Origin of the sequence: Blautia sp. DFI.3.45 (assembly GCF_020593505.1) — a bacterium.
Lineage (GTDB): Bacteria > Bacillota > Clostridia > Lachnospirales > Lachnospiraceae > Blautia_A > Blautia_A wexlerae.
This window is the reverse complement of the sequence record NZ_JAJDMI010000053.1, coordinates 1-22820: the sequence shown is the minus strand read 5'-3', so window position 1 is coordinate 22820 and position 22820 is coordinate 1. Positions and strand designations below refer to the sequence as shown.

General features: G+C 40.3%; 20 protein-coding genes and 1 riboswitch. Of the genes, 19 read left to right on the top strand and 1 reads right to left on the bottom strand.

Annotated elements, in window-relative coordinates:
• The 12 genes from LJE09_RS14625 to LJE09_RS14570 form a co-directional block, all read left to right on the top strand.
• Nucleotides 1-1414, top strand: a 1414-nt coding sequence (locus tag LJE09_RS14625) for a DEAD/DEAH box helicase family protein (RefSeq protein ID WP_227311494.1), incomplete at its 5' end; no start/stop codon positions are given.
• A complete protein-coding gene (locus tag LJE09_RS14620; protein WP_265107659.1) occupies nucleotides 1407-3086 on the top strand; it encodes a recombinase family protein in 1680 nt (559 codons plus the stop codon). The genes LJE09_RS14625 and LJE09_RS14620, both read left to right, overlap by 8 nt.
• An 839-nt stretch (nucleotides 3087-3925) precedes the next feature.
• Entirely contained in the window at nucleotides 3926-4480 is a 555-nt protein-coding gene (locus LJE09_RS14615; RefSeq protein WP_173744792.1) for a manganese efflux pump MntP, read from the top strand.
• 112 nt (nucleotides 4481-4592) lie between these two features.
• A complete protein-coding gene (locus tag LJE09_RS14610) occupies nucleotides 4593-6188 on the top strand; it encodes a DUF1002 domain-containing protein (protein ID WP_020993380.1) in 1596 nt (531 codons plus the stop codon).
• The gene (locus LJE09_RS14605; RefSeq protein ID WP_227311493.1) at nucleotides 6178-6792 is read left to right on the top strand and encodes a GNAT family N-acetyltransferase; all 615 of its coding nucleotides are present in this window, start codon (nucleotides 6178-6180) and stop codon (nucleotides 6790-6792) included. The genes LJE09_RS14610 and LJE09_RS14605 overlap by 11 nt, the downstream gene beginning before the upstream one ends.
• Before the next feature lie 456 nt (nucleotides 6793-7248).
• Nucleotides 7249-8451, top strand: coding sequence for a class I SAM-dependent rRNA methyltransferase (locus LJE09_RS14600; protein ID WP_008705609.1), 1203 nt, complete (start codon nucleotides 7249-7251; stop codon nucleotides 8449-8451).
• A gap of 125 nt (nucleotides 8452-8576) precedes the next feature.
• The gene (locus LJE09_RS14595) at nucleotides 8577-9086 is read left to right on the top strand and encodes a flavin reductase family protein (RefSeq protein ID WP_008705608.1); all 510 of its coding nucleotides are present in this window, start codon (nucleotides 8577-8579) and stop codon (nucleotides 9084-9086) included.
• Between the two features lie 36 nt (nucleotides 9087-9122).
• The gene (locus tag LJE09_RS14590) at nucleotides 9123-9533 is read left to right on the top strand and encodes a hypothetical protein (RefSeq protein ID WP_022381070.1); all 411 of its coding nucleotides are present in this window, start codon (nucleotides 9123-9125) and stop codon (nucleotides 9531-9533) included.
• Nucleotides 9534-9586: 53 nt separating this feature from the next.
• Nucleotides 9587-10432 (top strand): DUF5685 family protein, encoded by an 846-nt coding sequence (locus tag LJE09_RS14585; RefSeq protein ID WP_227311492.1) that lies wholly within the window; start codon nucleotides 9587-9589, stop codon nucleotides 10430-10432.
• Nucleotides 10425-11072: a J domain-containing protein gene (locus tag LJE09_RS14580; RefSeq protein WP_227311491.1), complete on the top strand. Its 648-nt coding sequence runs from the start codon at nucleotides 10425-10427 to the stop codon at nucleotides 11070-11072. The genes LJE09_RS14585 and LJE09_RS14580 overlap by 8 nt, the downstream gene beginning before the upstream one ends.
• 192 nt (nucleotides 11073-11264) lie before the next feature.
• Nucleotides 11265-12251, top strand: a complete 987-nt coding sequence (locus LJE09_RS14575; RefSeq protein ID WP_008705602.1) for a diaminopimelate dehydrogenase — start codon at nucleotides 11265-11267, stop codon at nucleotides 12249-12251.
• 351 nt (nucleotides 12252-12602) lie between these two features.
• Nucleotides 12603-14075, top strand: a complete 1473-nt coding sequence (locus tag LJE09_RS14570; RefSeq protein ID WP_118569395.1) for an N-acetylmuramoyl-L-alanine amidase family protein — start codon at nucleotides 12603-12605, stop codon at nucleotides 14073-14075.
• 11 nt (nucleotides 14076-14086) lie between these two features.
• Here the strand turns inward: LJE09_RS14570 and LJE09_RS14565 are convergent, their stop codons facing one another.
• Complete coding sequence (locus tag LJE09_RS14565; RefSeq protein WP_155512352.1) at nucleotides 14087-14242, bottom strand: hypothetical protein; 156 nt, start codon at nucleotides 14240-14242, stop codon at nucleotides 14087-14089.
• Between the two features lie 340 nt (nucleotides 14243-14582).
• Between LJE09_RS14565 and LJE09_RS14560 the strand changes: the two genes are divergently transcribed.
• From LJE09_RS14560 to LJE09_RS14530, 7 genes are all read left to right on the top strand, one after another.
• Nucleotides 14583-16037 carry a C40 family peptidase gene (locus LJE09_RS14560; RefSeq protein WP_161233889.1) on the top strand — a complete coding sequence of 485 codons (1455 nt, stop codon included), beginning with the start codon at nucleotides 14583-14585 and terminating at the stop codon, nucleotides 16035-16037.
• A gap of 405 nt (nucleotides 16038-16442) precedes the next feature.
• Nucleotides 16443-16808, top strand: coding sequence for a BMC domain-containing protein (locus LJE09_RS14555; protein ID WP_008705595.1), 366 nt, complete (start codon nucleotides 16443-16445; stop codon nucleotides 16806-16808).
• A gap of 11 nt (nucleotides 16809-16819) precedes the next feature.
• Nucleotides 16820-17248: a BMC domain-containing protein gene (locus tag LJE09_RS14550; RefSeq protein ID WP_118574331.1), complete on the top strand. Its 429-nt coding sequence runs from the start codon at nucleotides 16820-16822 to the stop codon at nucleotides 17246-17248.
• An 88-nt stretch (nucleotides 17249-17336) separates the two neighbouring features.
• Nucleotides 17337-17852, top strand: a complete 516-nt coding sequence (locus tag LJE09_RS14545; RefSeq protein WP_008705593.1) for a EutP/PduV family microcompartment system protein — start codon at nucleotides 17337-17339, stop codon at nucleotides 17850-17852.
• A gap of 62 nt (nucleotides 17853-17914) precedes the next feature.
• A riboswitch (cobalamin riboswitch) is annotated at nucleotides 17915-18109 on the top strand.
• Nucleotides 18110-18516: 407 nt separating this feature from the next.
• Nucleotides 18517-18813, top strand: coding sequence for a cysteine-rich small domain-containing protein (locus LJE09_RS14540; RefSeq protein ID WP_008705592.1), 297 nt, complete (start codon nucleotides 18517-18519; stop codon nucleotides 18811-18813).
• A 410-nt stretch (nucleotides 18814-19223) separates the two neighbouring features.
• Nucleotides 19224-21500 carry a C1 family peptidase gene (locus tag LJE09_RS14535; RefSeq protein ID WP_227311490.1) on the top strand — a complete coding sequence of 759 codons (2277 nt, stop codon included), beginning with the start codon at nucleotides 19224-19226 and terminating at the stop codon, nucleotides 21498-21500.
• 19 nt (nucleotides 21501-21519) lie between these two features.
• Nucleotides 21520-22524, top strand: coding sequence for a hypothetical protein (locus LJE09_RS14530; RefSeq protein ID WP_227311489.1), 1005 nt, complete (start codon nucleotides 21520-21522; stop codon nucleotides 22522-22524).
• Nucleotides 22525-22820 lie beyond the last annotated feature (296 nt).

Here is a 22820-nt window from a genome sequence, read left to right as displayed (position 1 = left end):
TTCCTTACTGGATGTAAGGGATATTAACCATAAATATATTGTAGTAGGAAGAAAGAAAAAAAGAAATAGTGTGATAGGCGTTTTGCACGGAAATAAAAATACATTGACAGGGATTATAGATGTTGCAATGGTTGGTTCAATGTACAGCAGAGGAAAATTTAATGAACGGATTAATTATTACGGAATGGTAATTATGGATGAATGTCATCACGCAGCTTCTAACACATCTATGGAATTATTGCAGAAAATAAATGCAAAATACGTGTATGGTGTTTCTGCTACACCTAAACGTGGTGACAGTCTTGATCGGATCATCTATATGCTGTTAGGACCTTTGAGACATAGATTTACTGCATTGGAGAGGGCTAAGGAACAGGGGATTGGACATTATTTTGTCCCAAGATACACAAGAGTAGTTGATACGGTAGAAAGCAAGGATAATATTAATAAAGCATATAATTTGATTAGTACCAGTAAGGTGCGTAATGAAATGATTGTAGATGATGTTATAACCTGTATTACGAGAAAACAGACTCCTGTAATTTTAACGAGATTTAAGGAACATGCAAAATTTTTATATGATGCCCTGAAGGGAAAAGCTGATCATGTATTCCTTTTATATGGTGATAATTCTGATAAGGAAAATACAGAAATAAGAGGAAGATTAAAACAGGTACCTGGAAGTGAATCACTTGTATTAGTGGCAACCGGTCAGAAGATAGGAGAAGGATTTGATTTTCCAAGACTGGATGTATTAATGCTTGCAGCACCTGTATCTTTTGAAGGACGCCTGGAACAGTATGTAGGTAGATTAAACAGAGATTATGTCGGAAAAGAAGCCGTTTATGTGTATGATTATATCGATTCTCATGTGCGTTATTTTGATAAAATGTATGCAAAAAGATTGAGAACATACAGGAAGACAGGATTTTCAATCTGGACGCAAGAGTCGCAACCTAAACAACTAGTAAATGCAATATTTGATTCTGTAAATTATACCGAAAAATTTGAGCAAGATATTGTAGAGTCAGAAAAAATGGTGGTAATTTCCAGTCCGGATATCAGACAGGATAAAATTGACAGATTTTTATTACTAATCAAGAAGAGACAGGAAGTAGGGGTAAAGGTCACGGTTATTACAACAGATCCGGAAGATATTACTTACGGAAAGTCAGATGTATGTCATGAATTAATCAGAGCAATGCAATTGGTAGGAATAAATGTGATAACAAGAACAGAAGTAGAAGAATGTTTTGCTGTTATTGATGATGAAATAGTATGGCATGGCGGGATGAATCTACTTGGAAAAGCTGATGTCTGGGATAACTTAATGCGTATCAGAAATTCACAAGTTGCAACTGAATTGTTGGAAATTGCTTTGGGATATTCTGAGGAAGGGAGGAAAAGTGAATAAAAAGATTAAATGCGATATATATACCAGGGTATCCACAACCATGCAGGTAGATGGTTACAGTCTGGATGCCCAGAGAGAAAAACTTAAGAGATATGCAGAATTTCAGAATATGGAAATCGTAAATGAGTATTCCGATGAAGGTAAGTCTGGAAAGAGCGTAGAGGGCAGACCGGAATTTCAGAGAATGTTGGATAATATTGAGAATGGAACAGATGAGGTACAGTTTGTACTGGTGTTCAAGCTTTCCAGATTCGGGCATAATGCGGCAGATGTTTTAAATTCTTTGCAGAGGATGCTGGATTTTGGAGTGAATCTGATCTGTGTAGAAGATGGAATTGACAGCTCAAAAGATAGCGGAAAGCTGATGATTTCTGTTCTGTCTGCGGTGGCAGAGATTGAACGAGAGAATATCCTTGTTCAGACAATGGAGGGACGTAAGCAGAAAGCCAGGGAAGGAAAATGGAACGATGGATTTGCTCCATATGGCTATGAATTGGTAAATGGAGAATTGCAGATCGCAGAGGACGAAGCAGAGATTATTCGTCTGATCTATGATAAATTTATTCATACCAATATGGGAATTTCTGCGATTGCTACATGGCTGAACCAGCATGGATATAAAAAGAAAAAACGACAGAATAACACTTTGGACGCATTTGCCGCTTCATTTATAAAAGGCGTTCTGGATAATCCGGTATACTGTGGAAAGCTGGCTTATGGACGAAGGAAAAACGAGAAAGTCTCTGGTACAAGAAATGAATATCGCATTGAAAAGCAGGAAAATTATATGCTGCACGATGGTATCCACGAAGGGATTATTTCAGAAACAGACTGGGAGCTGGCTCATCAAAAACGGGAAAAAACAGGTGTGAAATATGAAAAGACACATAGCCTCGATCATGAGCATATTTTATCCGGAATATTGAGATGTCCGTTATGTGGAAGCGGTATGTATGGAAACGTGAACCGAAAGAAAAAGAAAGACGGAACTTTATATAAGGATTATTTCTATTATGCCTGCAAACATCGTCGCCTGGTAGATGGTCATAAATGTGGATATCGTAAACAATGGAGCGAAGAGAAGATTAACAATGCAGTGGAAGAAGTTATTCGGAAGCTGGTGAAGAATCCGAAATTTGAAGAAGCAATTCTGAATAAAATCGGTTCAAGAATTGATACAGAAGAAATAGAAAAAGAGATTGAAAGACTGGAAAAACAGTACAGGCAGTTGACCGGAGCAAAAGGAAGACTTGGACAGCAGATGGATAGCCTGGATATCATGGATAAATTTTATGAGAAGAAATATCAGGATATGGAGACAAGGTTATACCGTTTGTATGATGAGATTGAAGGCGTGGAGAACAGTATAGAAGAAGTCAAGAACCGCCTGTTGAATATCCGGCAACAGAAAATATCAGAAGAAAATGTCTATCAATTTCTTTTATATTTTGATAAACTATATGATAAGTTCACCGACCTGGAGAAGAAAGAATTTCTTAACAGCTTTGTAGAACAGGTGGACATTTACGAGCAGGAGCAGCCAGATGGCAGATTCCTGAAGCACATAAAGTTCCGTTTTCCGGTGTATTTTGGAGATAGAGAGACACAGGAACTTTGTTGGGACAACGAAAGTACCGTTGAAAGTTGCGCTTTATTGTCTAAACTAGAATAAAAACTGGATGAGAAGGTGACTAGTACATCGTTTTCGAAATAACTATACCACTCACTTGTCTGCGAATCCGATTGCACAGGTCTAAAAGCCTCAGCGTAGCCCGCTACGCCTGCGTTTTTATACCAGCACACTCGAATCCGCATCCTACGCGATTGGTATAGTTATTTACGAAACGATGTACTAGAATTCGAAGAATCGCCATATAAGTCAACAAATGCCGGGTAAACTGATGACTAGAATTCGAAGAATTGCCATATAAGTCAACGAATGCCGGGAAAGCATATGACTGGAATTCGAAGAATCGCCATATAAGGCAACGAATATCGGGAAAGCATATGACTGGAATTTGAAGAATTGTCATATAAGTCAACGTATGTCAGGGAAACTGATGACTGGAATTTAAAGAATCATCATTTGAGTCAATACATGATTGATATTTGTTGACTAGGAGGTGCATATTTTTGGCATCGTGAAGCGTGTTTCTGTGAACAGTAACGAGGTGGTGCTTATGAGTTCCAGACTGACAAAAAATCTACTTGATAAATATAGATCAATATGATAAAATAAGGCCATTCTCCGCGAGGGAGTAATCGGCATATTCCGGAACATTTTTCAGATATGTTTTGAAGAGTGTGTAGTACTATCGACATAATGGTGCCATATGCACCCGGTATTACAGTAAACGATGAGACTCATGGACAGTTAAAACAGCTGTCTGTGTGTCTCTTTTTTTATGCTGCAGGAATATTACAGCAGCTCAGATAACATAAAAAAGTCTTCAGGGAAGGGTTCTATGTTACTGAAAAATTATTTTATACAGGAAAAGGAGCAAAAAAAACATGAATATTTTTGAACTTTTTATACTGGCGATAGGCCTGTCTATGGATGCATTTGCAGTATCTGTCTGTAAGGGCCTTTCCCTGGGCAGAATCAATGCAAAGCATATGTGTATCGCAGGCGCATGGTTCGGGGGATTTCAGGCATTAATGCCCCTTGTGGGATATTTTGGCGGACGATTCTTTGCAGATAAGGTTACCCGATACAGTCACTGGGTAGCTTTTGTCCTTCTGGTGTTCATTGGTGCCGGCATGATCAAAGAATCGAAAGAGGAAGAACATGTAAATGCGGATATGGATATAAAATCCATGTTCATCCTTGCAGTGGCTACCAGTATTGATGCACTGGCAGTGGGAGTGACATTTGCTTTTCTGAAAGTAGAGATTGTATCAGCAGTATCCTTTATCGGTGGGATCACCTTTGTCTGTTCAGCAGCAGGGGTAAAGATAGGCAGTCTTTTCGGAATGAAATACAAATCCAAAGCGGAATTATGCGGAGGTATTATCCTTATCCTCATAGGTACAAAAATCCTGCTGGAAGGACTGGGAATGATATAAATAATAATTACAAATCTCAACTCAAACGTGTTATAATACTACTATCAATGAACAGGCATGAAATGATTATCCGCCTGAATAATTTAAATAACATATCAGGGAGGTTTCTATTATGAAAAAAGTAAAAACAGCAGCAGCACTTTTATGCAGTGCATGTCTGGTACTTTCAGGAACTGCTGTACCGACAATGGCAGATTCAGTGAAGGTTGTGACGCTGGGAGCCGATCTTACTCAGGACCAGAAGAATACAATGATGAAATATTTTAATGTAGACAGTAACCAGGTACAGATTCTCACTATCACTAATCAGGATGAGAGAGATCATCTGAGTGCTTATGTACCGTTAGAGCAGATCGGAACCAGAACAGTGAGCTGTGCATATGTAAAGCCGACTCAGTCAGGCGGTATCAAAGTAAGGACAGCCAATCTTAACTGGGTAACATGTAACATGATCGCAACGTCACTTTCCACATCAGGTGTCAAGAACTGTGAAGTGGTAGCAGCCTGCCCGTTTGAGGTATCCGGCACCGGAGCGCTTACAGGTATTCAGATGGCGTACGAGACAGCTACAGGGGAGCAGCTTGACAGCACGAAGAAAGAACTTGCTACAGAGGAAATGGTAGTGACAGGAAATCTGGCTGATGAGGTTGGAAAGAATGATGCAACTACTGTTATGAATAACTCGAAGATACAGGTTATCAAAGATAATGTCCAGAATGTGGATGATATCTATAATATCGTAGTAAATGTTGCTCAGCAGAATAATGTAAATCTGGATTCTGACCAGATTAATAAGATCGTAGAGCTTCTGAAACAGATTGCGCAGCAGGAGTACAATTATGATGATGTAAAAGCAACACTGGAGCAGGTAGAACAGAATACATCCGGTGATAATGATGAGCTTGGTGATATTGATGATGAAGAGGATGACACTGTAAATGCAGGTGATCCAGCAGATGGTGATGATATCCTGAATAATGTGGATAACAGTGCTTTAGGCGGAGATATCGTAGAGAGTTCCACAGAGAATCCATCGCTGGAGGAGGATTCAGGTCTGATTGAGGACGACGGGGACGATCAGAGTGACGGAGACCTCAGCGAAACAGAGGAACCGCAGGAGCCGGATGGTGATGAAACTACGGATGACAGTACGCTTGGAAATACAGATGAAGGTGATACAGACTCCGATGAAGGAACAGATGATACAGAAAATGATACCACATCAGATGAATTGGATACTTCTGCACTGACAGAAGATCAGAAAACCATGTTTGATAAAGCTGAGAATTTCTGCAAGGGAGAATATGAAGGCGATACCACTGCTCTTACAACAGCTATGGAAGATGAAACAGCAACAGCTTCCGTAACTCTTGATGCTGAAAATGGTGCAACTCTTGCTAAGAATGTGGAGAAGGCATATCTGAAAATTCTTACAGAAGGCACAGCTTCTTATCAGGCAGATGGAACTGAAATTTACATGAGCACAGAGCTCAATATGGTAGATAAGTCCATGAAGGAAATCTTCGGATTAAGTGCAGATGCACAGGCAAGTCCGGAGCTTGGAGAACTTTCAGATGATGACAGACAGACCTTATATAATGAAACAATGAAATTCTTTGAGAAACTCTACGGAGAAAGCACAGAGACTTATGATACAACGGATGCAGATTCCACAGAGACTGCAGGCGGCGAGGAAAATGCAGAATAATCAAAGCATCATGCAGATTTCAGAGAATAAGGATGGTTCTGCAAAGGTATTGTTCAGGATACGAAAAGCAGAGATGGCAGATGTGGATGAGATTATGGCTGTTATGCATGAAGCGAAGAATGATAAAGAGCATCCGGACTGGTTTGTATCTGATGATGAGGAATATGTCAGGACACATATAGAAGAACAGGGTTTTGTGATCGTGGCACAGACAGCAGAAGGTTCTGTTGCGGGTTTCTTCCTTATTAAATATCCTGAAAACAGGGAAGATAATCTGGGAACTTATCTTGATTTTGATGAGGAACAGCTTTCCCATGTTGCAGTCATGGATTCGGCAGTTGTGTGTTGTGCATACAGGGGAAACGGGCTGCAGGGGCATATGCTGGAAGAAGCGGAGAGATTGCTGGATACAGACCAATATTATTATCTGATGTGCACCATACATCCGGATAATCAGTTCAGCAGACATAATATGGAAATCCATGGATATGAAGTTAAGAGAACGGCATTCTGTTACGGAGGTCTGCCAAGATGTATCCTTCTTAAGGAGTTAACCGAATCAGGGAAGTCCCCTGCACAGGTTGTGAAAAGCAGCAAACAATAATAGCAATGGAAAGCAGTTGGTGAAATTTTTGTGATTTTGCCGGCTGCTTTTTGTTATGTATGGAAAAAATGAGATGAATGTGATAAAATGATGTGATTATAGCAATCCTCGTAAATAATGAATCTTAATCCGGCCCATCAGAGTGTGAAATCTGAAACTGTCTTAAATGCATTATTTATGTTACTGTTCACTGGTAGTATCCCGCGAGGTGTTTTTTGTGAGCGAAGGTCACAGAAAACCCGAGACATACTGCGCGAATTTATGCGATTAGCATAAATTAAGTTTGCGAAGCAAACGATACTCCTTGGGCATTGCACAAGGAGGTTCATATTTCCTGCATCGCGAAGCGTGTTGCTGGGAACGGAGTGAACAGTAACTTATTTATGAGGGCTGCTATAGAAAACAGAGTCATATAATTGACAAAAGATAAACATAAAAATACAAGGAGAAATACGAATGGGAATGGCAGTAGTAACTCTGAAAAAGGGAGAGGGAAGACTTCTGAAATCCGGCGGAATGTGGATTTTTGATAATGAGATAGATACAGTCATGGGAAATTTCGAGAACGGTGATATTGTACTTGTCCATGATTTTGACGGATATCCTATGGGAAGAGGGTTCATTAATACTAATTCTAAGATTACGGTGCGTCTTATGACCAGAGATGAAAATGTTGATATTAATGAAGAACTTTTGGAGAAGCGTGTACGTGATGCATGGGAATATCGTAAGAAAGTGGTAGATACAGGATGCTGTCGTCTGATTTTTGCAGAGGCAGATTTCCTTCCGGGAATTGTGGTGGATAAATTTTCGGATGTACTGGTAGTTCAGTCACTGGCTCTGGGGATCGATCGTTTTAAAGAAACAATCGTAGAACTCCTCAGGAAAGTCCTGGCAGAAGATGGGATCACTATTCGCGGTGTTTACGAAAGAAGCGATGTGAAGGTGCGCAAACAGGAAGGAATGGAAATGGTTAAGGGTTTTATAGGACCAGAGTTTCCAACACTTGTGCAGATTGAAGAAAATGGTGTAAAATATGAAGTTGATGTAAAGGACGGGCAGAAGACAGGATTTTTCCTGGATCAGAAGTATAACAGACTGGCAATCCAGAAGCTTTGCAAAGGTGCGAAAGTTCTGGACTGCTTTACACATACAGGTTCCTTTGCACTCAATGCCGGAATTGCAGGTGCTGAAAGTGTAACCGGTGTGGACGCCTCTCAGCTGGCGGTAGATCAGGCAACCGCTAATGCGGCATTGAATGGTTTATCTGACAGTGTGAAATTTATCTGTGAAGATGTTTTTGAACTGCTCCCAGAACTGGAAGAAAAGGGTGAGAAATTTGATGTTGTAATTCTTGATCCTCCGGCATTCACCAAATCCAGAAATTCTATTAAGAATGCAGTAAAAGGATACAGGGAAATTAATCTGCGTGCCATGAAACTGGTAAAAGACGGAGGTTTTCTTGCAACCTGTTCCTGTTCTCATTTTATGGATTATGAATTATTTACCAAAACCATCGGACAGGCAGCAAAGAATGTACATAAAAGACTTCGCCAGGTAGAATACAGGACACAGGCACCGGATCATCCAATCCTGTGGGCGGCAGATGAGTCTTATTATCTGAAGTTCTATATCTTCCAGGTATGCAATGACAGATAATTATATAATATGATATCAGAGCCAGAGTGTACTTGCACGATAAGATTTTTGAGAAAACAGGGATTTCTGTAGCAGAGCAGAGGATTCCGGATGTTTGAGAATAAAGAAAGAGAGGAAATAATATTATGAGTTTCAGAGAAGTAAAAGCAGAAGAACTGACAATGAATCCATTTACCAAGATTGGAAAGGAATGGCTGCTGATCACAGCCGGAAATGAAGAAAAATGCAATACCATGACAGCAAGCTGGGGTGCAATGGGTGTTATGTGGGGAAAGAACGCAGTGACAGTGTATATCCGTCCTCAGAGATACACCAAGGAATTTGTGGACAGGGAAGATACATTTACAATTTCTGTTCTGGGAGAAAAATATCGCAAGGCATTAAATTATTGCGGAAAGGTTTCCGGAAAAAATGCGGATAACAAGATTAAAGAAGCAGGACTGACTCCTTACTTTACAGACGGAACAGCTGGAATTGAAGAAGCTGACATGATCATGGTCTGCAAAAAAATGTATCATGATGAGATTAAACCGGAATGCTTTGATGCCGGGGAAAACGACGGTAAGTGGTATCCGCAGAAAGACTACCATACCATGTATATTGCAGAGATCCTGAAAGTTCTTGTCAGAGAGTAAAAAATGCATTACAAACAGTAAAAAAGAGGTAGTTTAATGAAAGACAAATTAAACAGATTCATGCAGGGGCGTTATGGAGTGGATAATTTTGCAAGATTCACTCTCGGTGTGGCACTTTTCGTCATTGTTGTAGGTTCTTTTATGAGACAAAACGCAGCTGGAGGCGTTCTGGATACAGTTGGATTTATTCTTATCATTTATACATATTTCAGAATCCTTTCCAGAAATATCTCTGCACGATATGCGGAAAACCAGAAATATCTGGGATATACTCAGAAAATCCGCAGCCGGTTTACCAGAGAGAAAAATATGATGGAGCAGAGAAAAACACATCATATCTATACCTGCCCGGGTTGTGGACAGAAAATTCGTATTCCCAGAGGAAAAGGACAGAAGGTAGAGATTGAATGTCCGAAATGTCATGAGAAGTTTATCAAAAGACGTTGATTTGCTGCAAATACGCTCTGGCAGATCATCATAAGTTATGGGCTGGAGGAATTATGTTTGGTTATATAGTAATGAATAAGCCTGAAATCAAGTTTAAAGATTTTGATCTGTACAGATCCTTTTACTGTGGATTGTGCAGAGAACTCAAAAGTAAATATGGAATATCAGGACAGATTTCTCTGACTTATGATATGACATTTGTGGTGATTCTTCTCAGTGCGCTTTATGAGCCGCCCACACAAAAGGGAAGCACAAGATGTATCATTCACCCGGTATGTAAACAGCCGGTCAGAAGAAATACAGTGACAGAATATGCGGCAGATATGAATGTACTTCTTACTTATTATAAATGCCGGGACGATTGGGAGGATGAAAAAAAAGTAACTGCTCTTGGTTATTCAAAAGTTCTTCAGGGAAAAGTGAAAAAACTGGATCAGAAATATCCGGATAAATCCCGAAGAATACAGAAGCTTCTCAGTGAATTGTCTGAGATGGAGAAATCCGGAGAAAAAGACATTGACAAAATGGCGGGCTGTTTCGGAAAAATTATGGAAGAGATTTTTGCATGGAAACAGGATGTATGGGAAGATACTCTGCGCAGAATGGGATTTTTTCTTGGCAAATTTATTTATCTTCTGGATGCATACGATGATGTGGAAGAGGATATAAAAAATAAAAATTACAATTCTTTTTCAGAACAATATATAATAGAAGGGTTCGATGAGCAGGTACGCCGGATTCTGATCATGATGATGGCACAGACCTGCAGGGAGTTTGAGAAACTTCCTATTATAAAATACACTGATATTTTGAGAAATATTCTTTACTCAGGGGTATGGTGCCGGTTTGAGGTGATCCATAAGAAGAGAAAAGAAGCAGGAGAGAAAGATAATGATTGATCCGTACAGTATACTGGGGATTTCCAGAGATGCATCCGATGAAGAAGTGAAGAAGGCATATCGTAAGATGAGCAGAAAGTATCATCCGGATGCCAATATTGACAATCCGAATAAAGAACAGGCTGAGGAGAAATTCAAGCAGGTTCAGCAGGCTTATGAGCAGATTATGAAGGAAAGAGAGCAGGGAGCCGGTTACGGGAATTATGGCAGCAATAATTACGGTGGTTTTGGCGGATTTTCCGGACAGGCAGACTCTGGCTATCAGGATGAAGAGTCTATGCGCAGACAGGCGGCAGCCAATTATATCCAGAGTGGTCATTATCGTGAGGCTATGAATGTTCTGCAGTCACTTTCACAGAGGAATGGACAGTGGTATTATCTGTCTTCCATGGCAAACATGGGACTTGGAAATAACGTAAATGCATTGAATGATATTAAGCAGGCTATCCGTCTGGAACCGGATAATGTACAGTATCAGATGGTTTTGCAGCAGATGGAAGGCGGAGGAAACTGGTATCAGGAGATGCAGAATCCTTTTGGAGGTATGCCGACAGGTGGAGATGATTATTGCATGAAGCTGTGCCTGGCAAATATGGCATGCAGCCTGTGCTGCCCGGGAAGCGGTGTATTTTGCTGCTAAAACGTTATTGTTCACTCCGTTCTCAGTAACGTAGTCAAAATTCATTCCAGATTGCCTGCGGCAATGAAATTTTGGTAATAATTGGATTGACAATTAAAAGTGAAAATATTACTATAGTAAAGTGATAATGTGCAACTGTAATGATATGCAACAGTTGCAAACATATAATTAAGGTTACAGGAGGAAATCATAATGAGTATTCGTATTGGTATTTTAGGCTACGGCAATCTTGGCCGCGGTGTAGAGTGCGCAATCAAACATAATCCGGATCTGGAGCTTGTTGCTGTATTTACACGTCGTGCTCCGGAAACTGTTAAAATCCTTACAGAGACAGCAGCGGTATATTCTGTCAATGATGCCGAAAAAATGAAAGATAAGATCGATGTACTTATCATCTGTGGCGGAAGTGCAACAGATCTCCCGAAACAGACACCGGAATATGCGAAGATGTTTAATGTAATTGACAGCTTTGATACACATGCAAGAATTCCTGAGCATTTTGATTCAGTAGATGCAGCTGCAAAAGAAAGCGGTCATATCGGAATTATTTCAGTGGGCTGGGATCCGGGAATGTTCTCACTGAACCGTCTCTATGCAAATGCAATCCTTACAAACGGAAAGGATTATACATTCTGGGGCAAGGGTGTAAGCCAGGGACACTCAGATGCAGTACGCCGTATCAAAGGTGTAAAAGATGCAAAACAGTATACAATTCCTGTTGAAGCAGCACTGGAAGCAGTGAGAAACGGAGAAAATCCGGATCTTACAACAAGACAGAAACATACAAGAGAATGCTTTGTAGTTGCAGAGGAAGGTGCGGATCTGGCACAGATTGAGAATGATATCAAGACTATGCCTAACTATTTCTCTGACTATGACACAACTGTACATTTTATTTCTGAAGAAGAACTGAAGCGAGATCACAGTGGAATCCCACATGGCGGTTTCGTGATCCGATCCGGAAAAACAGGCTGGAATGATGAGAACAATCATGTGATCGAATATAGTCTGAAGCTGGATTCCAATCCGGAGTTTACATCTTCTGTACTTGTTGCATATGCAAGAGCTGCATATCGTATGAATAAAGAAGGACAGAGTGGTGCGAAGACCGTATTTGATGTGGCACCTGCTTATTTATGTGCTGCTGATGGTGCTGAATTAAGAAAGCATCTGTTGTGATCAGGGATATAAGATAATATTCTGTCTGTTGAAAAAATAAAGAGAAAACAGGTATACAGGTTATATTTCACAGTGTTATCTTGTGAAAAGAGACAAAGTATTTGTGGACTTTGTCTCTTTTTTTATGGAATAGACTGTGAAAAATTAGTGAATGTTTAACAGAATTTTACTTGTCTGTTGACGGGATATTTAAAGTGTAATATAATAGAGTCATAGAAACGTAATAACATTGTAAAAAACTTTGTTAAACCTTAGAGCGTATCTGAGAAGCATGTGAGATATCAGAGCGATACCCACGATTTATACTTTTCAGGCACGCTCTGATAATGAAAAAAGAAAAGGAAGGTATGTATGCAAAACGTAAACAGGAAGTTTAAAATCTGGGGGGCACTTCTGTTTCTGCTGTTTTTTGCTGTGGGAGTTTCCATGTATTTTACTGCGGCAAATGTACAGGCTGCAACGAAAACAGGTTTTGTAACTATTAACGGAGATTCATACTACATAAATGAAGATGGCTCTAAACAGAAGGGTTGGCTGAAACTTGAAGGAAAGAAATATTACTTTAACACAAAGACCGGTGTTCAGGTAAAGGGCTGGGTTACTGACAGTAAAGGACGAAAGAGATATTTCAGTAAACAGGCTGGTATCATGATGACAGGCTGGGTCACTGATTCAAAGGATCAGAAAAGATATTTTAATCCATCTACCGGATTCATGCAGACGAAATGGCTGACACTGAAGGGAAAGAGATATTATTTCTACAGTAACAGTGGAGTGGCTGCCTGCAAGACATTTCTTACAGACAGTAAGAAAAATACCAGATATTTTACAAGTGCATGTTATATGCTTACCGGCTGGACAAAGAATTCCAGCAATGAATACAGATATTTTGAAACTGAAGACGGAATTATGGCAAAAGGTTTCCAGACACTCGACGGAAAAAAATATTATTTTAATACAGGCAGCGGCAAGATGGCTGTAGGCTGGACGACAATTGATGGAAATAAGTATTATTTTGATAAGGAAACCGGTGTGATGGCTACCGGAGATGTAACAATTGATGGACAGAAATACCATTTTAATTCCAATGGTATATTGAGCAATACTACAAGTCCGACCGGTTCCAGAACAATCAAGAATTATCTGGCAGGTGCATTACAGCCTGTTGGTCAGGCTCTGTACGTATGGGGTGGCGGATGGAATGATTCCACCAGAAAAGGAACAAGTCAGACAATGACTGATTTCTATAACAGTCAGAGCAGCAGTTATGATTACAATAACTACAGAGATCTCAGCACAGCAAACAGAGCAAAAGGTTTTGACTGTTCCGGTTTCGTAGGATGGTCAGCTTATCAGGTAATGCAGAGTAAGTCCGGTGTAGGAAGCGGATATACGGTAGTTTCCGGTGAGATTGGTTCTTATTATAAGTCCATGGGCTGGGGAAGTATTCTCACTCAGGCGAATCTGGCAAGTGATGACTGGACAGTATATCCCGGAGATGTGGGATATGACAGTGGACATACATGGATCATTCTCGGACAGTGTGCTGATAAGAGTGCAGTGATCGTGCATTCTACTCCGAATGCAGGTGTTCAGATTGCAGGTACACCTACTCCGTCCGGTGGTTATTCCAGTCAGGCGATTGCACTGGCACAGAAGTATATGTCAAGATATCCGGGATATACCAAGTATGATTATCATACTTCATCTGGTAACTATATCAGAAGAGGTAATTATCTGAGATGGAACAGAAGTACGCTTTCTGATCCGGATGGATATATGAATATGACCGCAGACCAGATCCTTGCAGATCTGTTTAGCTGAGAAGTGAATAGTTAAGAAAATGGAAGCAGCTTTCGAATGAGGAGGCTGCTTCTTTTTTTGCGTTCTGTAGTAATTCCATAAATAATGCAAACAATCCAGTCCACTATAGCGTGAAGTCCTGCTACGTTACTGTCCACTCCGTTCACAGTAACGTAGCCAAAATTCATTCCAGATTGCCTGCGGCAATGGAATTTTGGCTTGTATGTCTCGGGATTTTGGCATATTCATGCCAAAACACCTCGCGGGATAGTGGTGTGTGAACAGTAACCCTGCATCAGATATCTTTGTCCTGTGTCAAATTATTACAAACATGAAATGGAATATGTTTGAATTGTAGAAAGAAATGCGAAGAATAACAAAAAGATTAATAAATGTTACAGAAATATAAAATTTATGGTAATTAATCCTTGCGTTTTTGAGTGCGGTGTGTTAATATGTATAAGAATTAACTTAGATATTGCAAAAACATTAAGATATAGAAAGAAAATGTTACGAGGGTGAGAATTCATGAAGAAAAGAATTGTATGTCTTACATTAGCACTCCTGATGAGCGCAACACAGGTTGTTAGTGTAAGTGCTTCAAGAGAGGATGAATTGAGAGAAGAGCAGGCGATCACAAGTCAGCAGCTGGATGCGACATATTCCAGAATGGATGAGCTTGCATATGCGAAATCACAGCTTGAGAATGAGATTTCCGAACTGGATTCCAATCTTGTAAGTGTTATGGTTTCTATTGATACTCTTAAAGGAGATATCGATAATAAAGAAGTAGATATTATTAAGACAAAACAGGATCTGGCTAAGGCTCAGAAGGCGAGAGATAAGCAGTATGAGAGCATGAAGCTTCGTATTCAGGCACTGTATGAACAGGGTGGGGATGCAGCGTGGTTTCAGATGATGCTTAATTCAGAAGATTTAAGTGAACTTCTGACACGTGCTGAGAATACACAGCAGATGTATGAGCAGGACAGAAAGAATCTTGATAAATATGTGAATACTATTAATGAGGTGAATAATTTAAAGACTCAGTATGAATCTGACAAAGCAGAACTGGAGGAGATGAAGGCTTCTTATGAACAGCAGTCTTATGATCTTCAGTGCCAGATTGATCAGAAGAAATCTGAATCAGCCGATTATGAGAATGAAATTGCATATGCACAGCAGCAGGCGACAGAATATGCAAATCTGTTAGCGGAACAGACGGCTGAAATTCAGAGACTGGAAGCTGAGAGAATTGCAGCAGAAGAAGAGGCAAGACGACAGGCTGAGGAAGAGGCTGCAAGACAGGCGGCAGAAGAAGAGGCAGCAGCAAAAGCTGCAGAGCAGGAACAGGACTCCGAATCAGAAGACGAAGAAAATATAGAGTATGATGAAGACGGAAATGAGATTGAGAATACTGATGATGCGGATAATGAATCTGATGAATCTGATGAGTCTGAATCAGATGATGGTGTAGAATATGATGAAAATGGTGATCCTGTTGACAATGCAGGAGCTTCCGATGATGTAGAGTATGATGAGTATGGCAATGTGATTGATTCTGATAATACAGTTTCACCAGATGATTATGAGAGTGAACAGTCGTCTGATTCAGACAGTTCTTCATCTTCATCTTCAGGTTCAGGATCTTCTGTAGTAGACTTTGCAACACAGTTTGTTGGCAATCCGTATGTCTGGGGTGGTACAAGCCTTACAAGTGGAGCTGACTGTTCAGGATTTACACAGAGTGTATATGCAAACTTCGGAATAAGTCTTCCGAGAACTTCTTATGAACAGCAGAATGCCGGTACAGAAGTATCTTATGCTGATGCGCAGCCGGGCGATTTGATCTGCTACGGTGGACACGTTGCAATCTATATGGGGAATGGACGTATCGTTCATGCATCAAACTCTGTAGATGGAATTAAGATCAGTGATAACGCAGCGTACAGAACGATTGTTTCTGTAAGAAGACTGGTATAATTAAATAAGTATAAATAATTAAATTTATAGGGGTTGAAAAGGAGTATCGCTAAGGGGGCTGATGCTCCTTTTCTTTATGTATAAGTAGTTATCGTTATTCCGCGAGGTGTTTTGGCATGAATATGCCAAAATTCCGAGACATACCGCGCGAATTTATGTGATTAGCATAAATTCTGTGCATCGTGAAGCGTGTTGCTGTGAACGGAGTGAACCGTAACCATGTATAATATTTTACCGATTTTCAGGTGGATTTTACCTTGACATAAAATTGGATGGATAGTACAGTTTATGTAACTGAAGAGATACATATAAAATTTTAAATCTGTTTTTGGAGACATCAGTGGGAAAGAATATTCTCATGAATTATCCGGATTATAGTTGAATAGTGAAAGCGAGGAATGATAAATGGCAAATGACCATGTAGAACACATAAGAATTGTACAGGAAACAGTTGCTGGCAAGGAGATTACTTTTGCACATGTAATGGGAGGGCCGGCTCCGGTCATATACCAGAAGCTTGGACTGAATCCGCAGGTGGATTACCGTTCATCTGCAATCGGAATTATGAATATGACACCGCCTGAATCTGCAGTGATCGCATCTGATATTGCGGTAAAAAGCGGAAATGTTTATCTGGGATTTGCAGATCGATTTACAGGCACACTGATCATTACGGGAGAGATTTCCGATGTAATGTCAGCGATGACTGAGGTTGTGGATTATTTCAGAGACACTCTGGGTTATGTAGTCTGCAAGATTACCAAAAGATAGGAAGTGTTGGGATGGCAGGGATGACAACCAGAGAATTACTGGAAAAGCTTTATAACCAGGATTATGAGAAATTAAAGGGAAAAAAGCTGCGTATGACCAGAGTAAGGGTTCCGGGAAAGGAAGTGTGCCTGGCGCATGTGATCAATCCTTCACAGAGCTGTATTTATCAGAATCTTGGTCTGCATATTGGGGTCCATGAGGGAGAAGACCACGCAGGAGAAGCAATCGGAATGATTCGTTTTACCCCATGGGAAGCAGTGGTTGTAGCTGCTGATATTGCAGTGAAAAGTGCAAATGTGGAGATTGGTTTCATGGATCGCTTCAGCGGGTCATTGATCCTTACGGGAGGTCTGACGGAAGTTCAGACTGCAGTGGAAGAAGTGGTGAAATTTTTTAGAGAGGTGCTTGGCTTTAAGACCTGTGCAGTTCACAAAAGTTAAAACATACGAAAAGTCAGTTATTCTGTACCGATGGTGCTTATGTAACTGCCGGAATAGCTGAGAGAAGTGAAAGGGACAGACATTAAATATGAAGAAAATATTTCTGATGGGCAGAAGTGAAGCAGGTAAGACTTCATTAACGCAGGCATTAAAAGGCGAAAAACTTCATTATGTAAAAACGCAGTATACGAATACGGATGATGATACCATTGATTCTCCGGGAGAGTATGCAGAGTCCAAGCATTTCAGCGTAGGGCTGGCCTGTTTTTCTTTTGAAGCGGATGTGGTGGCAATGGTACAGTCAGCAGATGAACCTTTCAGTTTGTTTGGCTATGGCAGTAATGCATTTATTCTGAGACCACTGATAGGAATCATTACGAAAATAGATTCTCCTTATGCGAATGTTCCAATGGTGCGTCAGTGGATGCTGAATGCAGGATGTGAAAGAATTTTTCTGGTAAACAATGTGACCGGAGAGGGGATTGATGAGCTGAGAGCGTTTTTGAATGAGGATGTTCCAAAGCTGAGTCTGGAAGAAGCAAAATTCAGACAGAGTCTTGGTCTGAATGAATGGGATCCGCTGCCGGAAGGTGTGGAATATTGAAAAATATATTGATAAATAGTTGACAAGCTTGTTGCAGGGTGTTATTATAATGACAGTATAATTCCATACAGAACATATTAAGTGCTGATACTGTGAGAAAGAGCAGTACAGAAAGAGGGAATCAGGTGAGAAACCTGAGCGATCCGGTCACTGTAACAGAGGAGCAAATCTCAGAATGTCCATTGTGCCATAGCATGAGAAGGAGAGAGGAGCGATGAGCCTGGAGCCAGGAAACCTGCTTGGTATGGCGAGGTTAAACTTCCGTGTAAAGTGTAACAACCAACTCCGTTGAATCCGCAGCTTCGGAGTGTTGTCTGCTTTTATCTGAAGGCAGACATTTTTTATGGAATGCGCCTGTTCTTTATGAATTATACATGATTAAATGGCAGGCGATACTACTTCGGATTTATTCGTTCCCTCCGCGCACTCATGAACGGATTTTTTTCTACCCCGGGGTAGCATCGCTCCCTCTTATTAATTTTAAATGTATGATCTGTGAAAAATACTGTAATGAATTTTCAATGCTTTGTTATGTGAAGAGAAATTGATAATTTATTAGAGTATTTTTTTTATTTCGTCCTCTGATGGGTGGGATTGATGGAGACTGAGAAAACGGAATTATTCTGGAAAGATAAAAACTTGCAACAGGAGAGGAGAGGTAGCAATGGAGAAACCTTATTGGGAAGGGAAAGAATATTCTTATTTCAGCCATAAGAAATGTGAATTTTTTCCGTGTCATAAGAATGCAGATCCGGATGATTTTAACTGTCTGTTCTGTTATTGCCCGCTATATGCCCTGGGTGAGAAATGCGGTGGGAATTTCCGGTATACGGAAAAGGGAATTAAAGACTGCACAAACTGTATGCTTCCGCATAAGCGAAAAAACTATGGATATGTCACAGGAAAATACCAGGAACTGGCTGATATGATGAAAAGAGCAAAGGAAAGTATCAGCAAATAAGAGGAGAATGCGTCGCTGCTTAGAACGGAGTGAACAGTAACAATGTGTCAGATTAGCACAAATAAGAAAGAACGATTTTCATTGTAATACAATGCTTGTTCTGCTAGAATAAGGATAGCAAAAGAGAAGAGTCTGTAAGATTTTCAAGTCTGTTCTGAGTTAGTATATAAAGCATTTCACACACATTTTCCACACTTTTCACATGCACAGAAGAAAATGCATCACAGGCATTTGACGTCTTTTCCTGGCGACATTTTCTTGTCGGCAGAGCTCTGCATTTCTACATAGAGCCGTCGGAAAACAGGGAAAATTCACTGTTTTCCGACGGTTTTTGTCATTGATCATGGTTGAAAAACAAAAAAGATACTGATATAATGATATTATATTTACGCAAGGGAGTTAACTACTACATGAAAAAAAGAAATACAGCGATACGCGCATTGTCAGTTTTTCTGGCTTATGCAATGGTTTGTACATCGGTACCCGCTGCGGGTCAGGAAATGTTTGGATCCGGAGTCAACAGAGAGACAGAAGAAAATACATCAGATCTGAAAGAATTTCAAAGTTCACAGGCAGATGAATTTGGAACAGATACGGAATCTGATGCAGAACTGTTCGGAAGCGATGATGCAAAACAGGAGTTCCAGGATGGAGAAGCAACGGAAGAAAATACAGATGGAATTCGATATATCAAAGGTCGTCCGTTGACAGAAGAGGAAAGAAAAGAAGAGTTAGAACCTTTTAAAAATTTAAAACCGATAGATCCGGGACCTGAAGTAGAGAGTGATCTGACATCAGTTTACGCTGCATATGGAAGCAGAGAAACAGCATTTCCATCCTCCTATGATTCCAGAAAGGAAGGATTAGTTACGCCCGTAAAGAATCAGAATCCATTTGGAACCTGCTGGGCTTTTGGTATGGCAGCAATCATGGAGACTTCGCTTCTGGCACAGAACAAAGGAGTCTACGATCTGTCAGAAGAACATTTATCATATTTTTTCTCCAACAGACAGAATGATCCTCTTGGAAATACCCCTGATGATAAGAATTATGTACTGGGAAATTATCACGTGATAGGAGGTAATGATCACCTGGCGGCGATTTATCTCAGTACATGGTCGGGAATGACCACAGAGGCCGATGTACCATTTCCTACGGATTCTTCGCATCAGAATGATCTGACTGTACAGATTCCGGAAAGTAAGGCTTATAATTCTGCAGCATATCTGAAAAATGCATCTGTTTCCAAATACAGTGAGGAACGTATGAAAGAAATGCTACTGAATGACCATGCAGTATCCATTATGCTTTATATGAAGGAAAGTTATGTAAATCCGGACACAGCTGCATATTGTTATCCTGTTGGAAAATCAAATTCGACTGTAATTAATCATATTGTGACAGTGGTCGGATGGGATGATACGTATTCAAAGGATAATTTCCTTCCTGTTTCCAATGTAACATCTGATGGTGCGTGGATCATCAAAAACAGTTGGGGGGAGAAGAAAGGAGACGGAGGATATTACTATCTTTCTTATCAGGATCCCAATATCAGTAAACTTGTAAGTGCAGAGGCAGTGGCTGCTTTGGATCAAAAGTATAGGAATAATTATTTTTATGATGGTTCTTCAGCACTTTCAGTGATTCCGATACAGGCGGGACAGTCAGTAGCAGCAGTTTATGAGACAACTGCAGGAAAGGGAAAAGCAGAAGTCCTAGGGGAGGTTAATCTTGTTACAAACAGTGACAATGCCTGTTACAAAATTCAGATATACACCGATCTGACAGATCCATATGACCCGGAAAGCGGGACCGCTGCATATGCTGCTCCATATGAGTTTGAACAGCCAATCGCAGGTGTACAGACTATCAGTGTACCAGAGGTGGTTTTGAAACAGGGAAGCAGATATTCTGTTGTGATCACAAACAGTGGGATTGACAAAATCAGCTTTGGAGTGGAAGCAAAGTCCAGTTATGGAAACTGGTTTACCTGTACGGCGGGGATAGAAACAGGGCAGACATTCTATAAGAGTGCATCGGAAACGGCCAGGTGGACAGATGGAAAGACGAAAAACTGGACGGCAAGGATCAAGGCACATACAAGGACCCTGAATCAGTCATGGGTGCCGGATACACCGGTATTTCAGGTGAAGGCATATAATTCCGGATACAACCTTATTTCATGGAAAAAAGTTTCCGGAGCTACAGGATATTATGTGTACAGAAAACCTGCAGTAGGTGGGAAGTGGTCCCAAATTGCAGATGTCGGGACATCGGAATTAAAATATAAAGATAGTAAGGTTACGGCTAATGCATCATACCGTTATACAGTAAAAGCATATTATGAAGCATCCGGAAAAAGATATTCAGGTAAATATAAAACCGGCGATGTGATTAAAGCAGCACCTGCAGTGCAGAAGGTTACTTCTGTGAAATCTGAGAAAAATGGAATCCGTATCCGGTGGAAGCCTCAGAAAAAATGTGACGGCTATTATATTTACAGAAAGAAAAAAGGTGGTTCCTATCAATTGATAAAGAAAATTTCCAATGGAAATAGTTCTTCTTATCTGGACAAAAAAGCACAAAAAGGTGTATCATACTATTATGCGGTAAAAGCATATGTTAAAGAGCCATATGGAAATACATACAGCAAATATAAAAGTTCATCTGCTGTAAAAAGAAAATAAGAAATGAAGGAAAGAGATTATGAAGAGAAGGTTTGGAACAGTAATAGCAATGGTACTGTGCTTTATTCTGACAGTGGTTTCTGTTTATGCGGATGACGGAAAGGGTCAGAATCCGGATTATGTAACAGATTATTATATGATCGTACAGAGTACACAGGGCGGGGTAGATATTTATGATGAAGCAGACACTCAGAGTGTTAAACTGAATGACAGCAAGATTCCAAATGGAACGGCCATTCACGTTCTGGGTGAGAAGAATGGAGCAGACAATAAAAAATGGGCATATACACAGTACCATGGAATGAACGGATATGTTCCTATGGATGATCTGGATCCGGCTTCCAGAGAAGAAGCTGCCAATGAGGAATATCGTACTTTCGGAGGCAAAGATGTGGATTTCGAAGTAAAGGTTCATGGAAACGATGGAAACGTATCGGTTTATAACGGACCTGGAGAGAAATTTGATCAGGTTTCAGGAACAGAGGGAATCGCAGATGGGACAACTGTACATATTTTTCAGTATGTTCAGGGAGAAGACGGAACAAACTGGGGGAAAACAGACACAGATGGTGTGACACAGGGATGGCTGAATCTTGATCGTGATACAGATTACGTAAATGAAAATGTATCCGCAGATGCACCGGAGGCTACAGGCACATCAGGAAATGTTCCGGTGGCTGCTGTTACACCAACACCGGAAGCAACTTCAACTCCGAAAGCCACACCAACACCAGAGGTAACACCTACAGAAAAAGTGACACCGACACCGGAGGCAACACCTACAGAAGAAGCAACACCGACACCGGAGGCAACACCTACAGAAGAAGCAACGCCAACACCGGAAGAAACAGAGACGCCTGCTTCGACAGAAGACAAGGAATCCGATGATAAGCAGAGTCAGAAAACATCAGGAAAGAATGTAAAAGCAGATTCAGGAATGAAGAATCCTGTAATCTGGATTAGTGGTATCGGGATTATTGTTATCATAATTTTACTTATTTATTTCCTGAAGAAGAAAAAGTAAGAGTTAAAATCATTAAAGAATGCCGTCGACGGCAGAGAACAGTTACAAAATAAACAGTGGAACTAAAAGAGCAGCGCATCGGATGATGCAGCTGCTCTTTTTAGAAAATGTGTGTGTATAATTGAGACGTTATGAGGAAACCTCAAATCAGTCTTAATTAACAAAAACTATTAATGTGTGTGCATATATAGTCTACAATTTTTTTGCAATTTAATCAAGATGGAATTTTATAGAACGTGATATATTTGTTACTGTTCACACACCACTATCCCGCGAGGTGTTTTGGCATGAATATG

Bases quoted from the DNA above. Each gene is read 5' to 3' on its own strand.
- LJE09_RS14615 (WP_173744792.1), top strand. From the start codon at position 3,926: ATGAATATTTTTGAACTTTTTATACTGGCGATAGGCCTGTCTATGGAT.
- LJE09_RS14610 (WP_020993380.1), top strand. From the start codon at position 4,593: ATGAAAAAAGTAAAAACAGCAGCAGCACTTTTATGCAGTGCATGTCTG.
- LJE09_RS14605 (WP_227311493.1), top strand. From the start codon at position 6,178: ATGCAGAATAATCAAAGCATCATGCAGATTTCAGAGAATAAGGATGGT.
- LJE09_RS14600 (WP_008705609.1), top strand. From the start codon at position 7,249: ATGGGAATGGCAGTAGTAACTCTGAAAAAGGGAGAGGGAAGACTTCTG.
- LJE09_RS14595 (WP_008705608.1), top strand. From the start codon at position 8,577: ATGAGTTTCAGAGAAGTAAAAGCAGAAGAACTGACAATGAATCCATTT.
- LJE09_RS14590 (WP_022381070.1), top strand. From the start codon at position 9,123: ATGAAAGACAAATTAAACAGATTCATGCAGGGGCGTTATGGAGTGGAT.
- LJE09_RS14585 (WP_227311492.1), top strand. From the start codon at position 9,587: ATGTTTGGTTATATAGTAATGAATAAGCCTGAAATCAAGTTTAAAGAT.
- LJE09_RS14580 (WP_227311491.1), top strand. From the start codon at position 10,425: ATGATTGATCCGTACAGTATACTGGGGATTTCCAGAGATGCATCCGAT.
- LJE09_RS14575 (WP_008705602.1), top strand. From the start codon at position 11,265: ATGAGTATTCGTATTGGTATTTTAGGCTACGGCAATCTTGGCCGCGGT.
- LJE09_RS14570 (WP_118569395.1), top strand. From the start codon at position 12,603: ATGCAAAACGTAAACAGGAAGTTTAAAATCTGGGGGGCACTTCTGTTT.
- LJE09_RS14565 (WP_155512352.1), bottom strand. From the start codon at position 14,242: ATGAATTTTGGCTACGTTACTGTGAACGGAGTGGACAGTAACGTAGCA.
- LJE09_RS14560 (WP_161233889.1), top strand. From the start codon at position 14,583: ATGAAGAAAAGAATTGTATGTCTTACATTAGCACTCCTGATGAGCGCA.
- LJE09_RS14555 (WP_008705595.1), top strand. From the start codon at position 16,443: ATGGCAAATGACCATGTAGAACACATAAGAATTGTACAGGAAACAGTT.
- LJE09_RS14550 (WP_118574331.1), top strand. From the start codon at position 16,820: ATGGCAGGGATGACAACCAGAGAATTACTGGAAAAGCTTTATAACCAG.
- LJE09_RS14545 (WP_008705593.1), top strand. From the start codon at position 17,337: ATGAAGAAAATATTTCTGATGGGCAGAAGTGAAGCAGGTAAGACTTCA.
- LJE09_RS14540 (WP_008705592.1), top strand. From the start codon at position 18,517: ATGGAGAAACCTTATTGGGAAGGGAAAGAATATTCTTATTTCAGCCAT.
- LJE09_RS14535 (WP_227311490.1), top strand. From the start codon at position 19,224: ATGAAAAAAAGAAATACAGCGATACGCGCATTGTCAGTTTTTCTGGCT.
- LJE09_RS14530 (WP_227311489.1), top strand. From the start codon at position 21,520: ATGAAGAGAAGGTTTGGAACAGTAATAGCAATGGTACTGTGCTTTATT.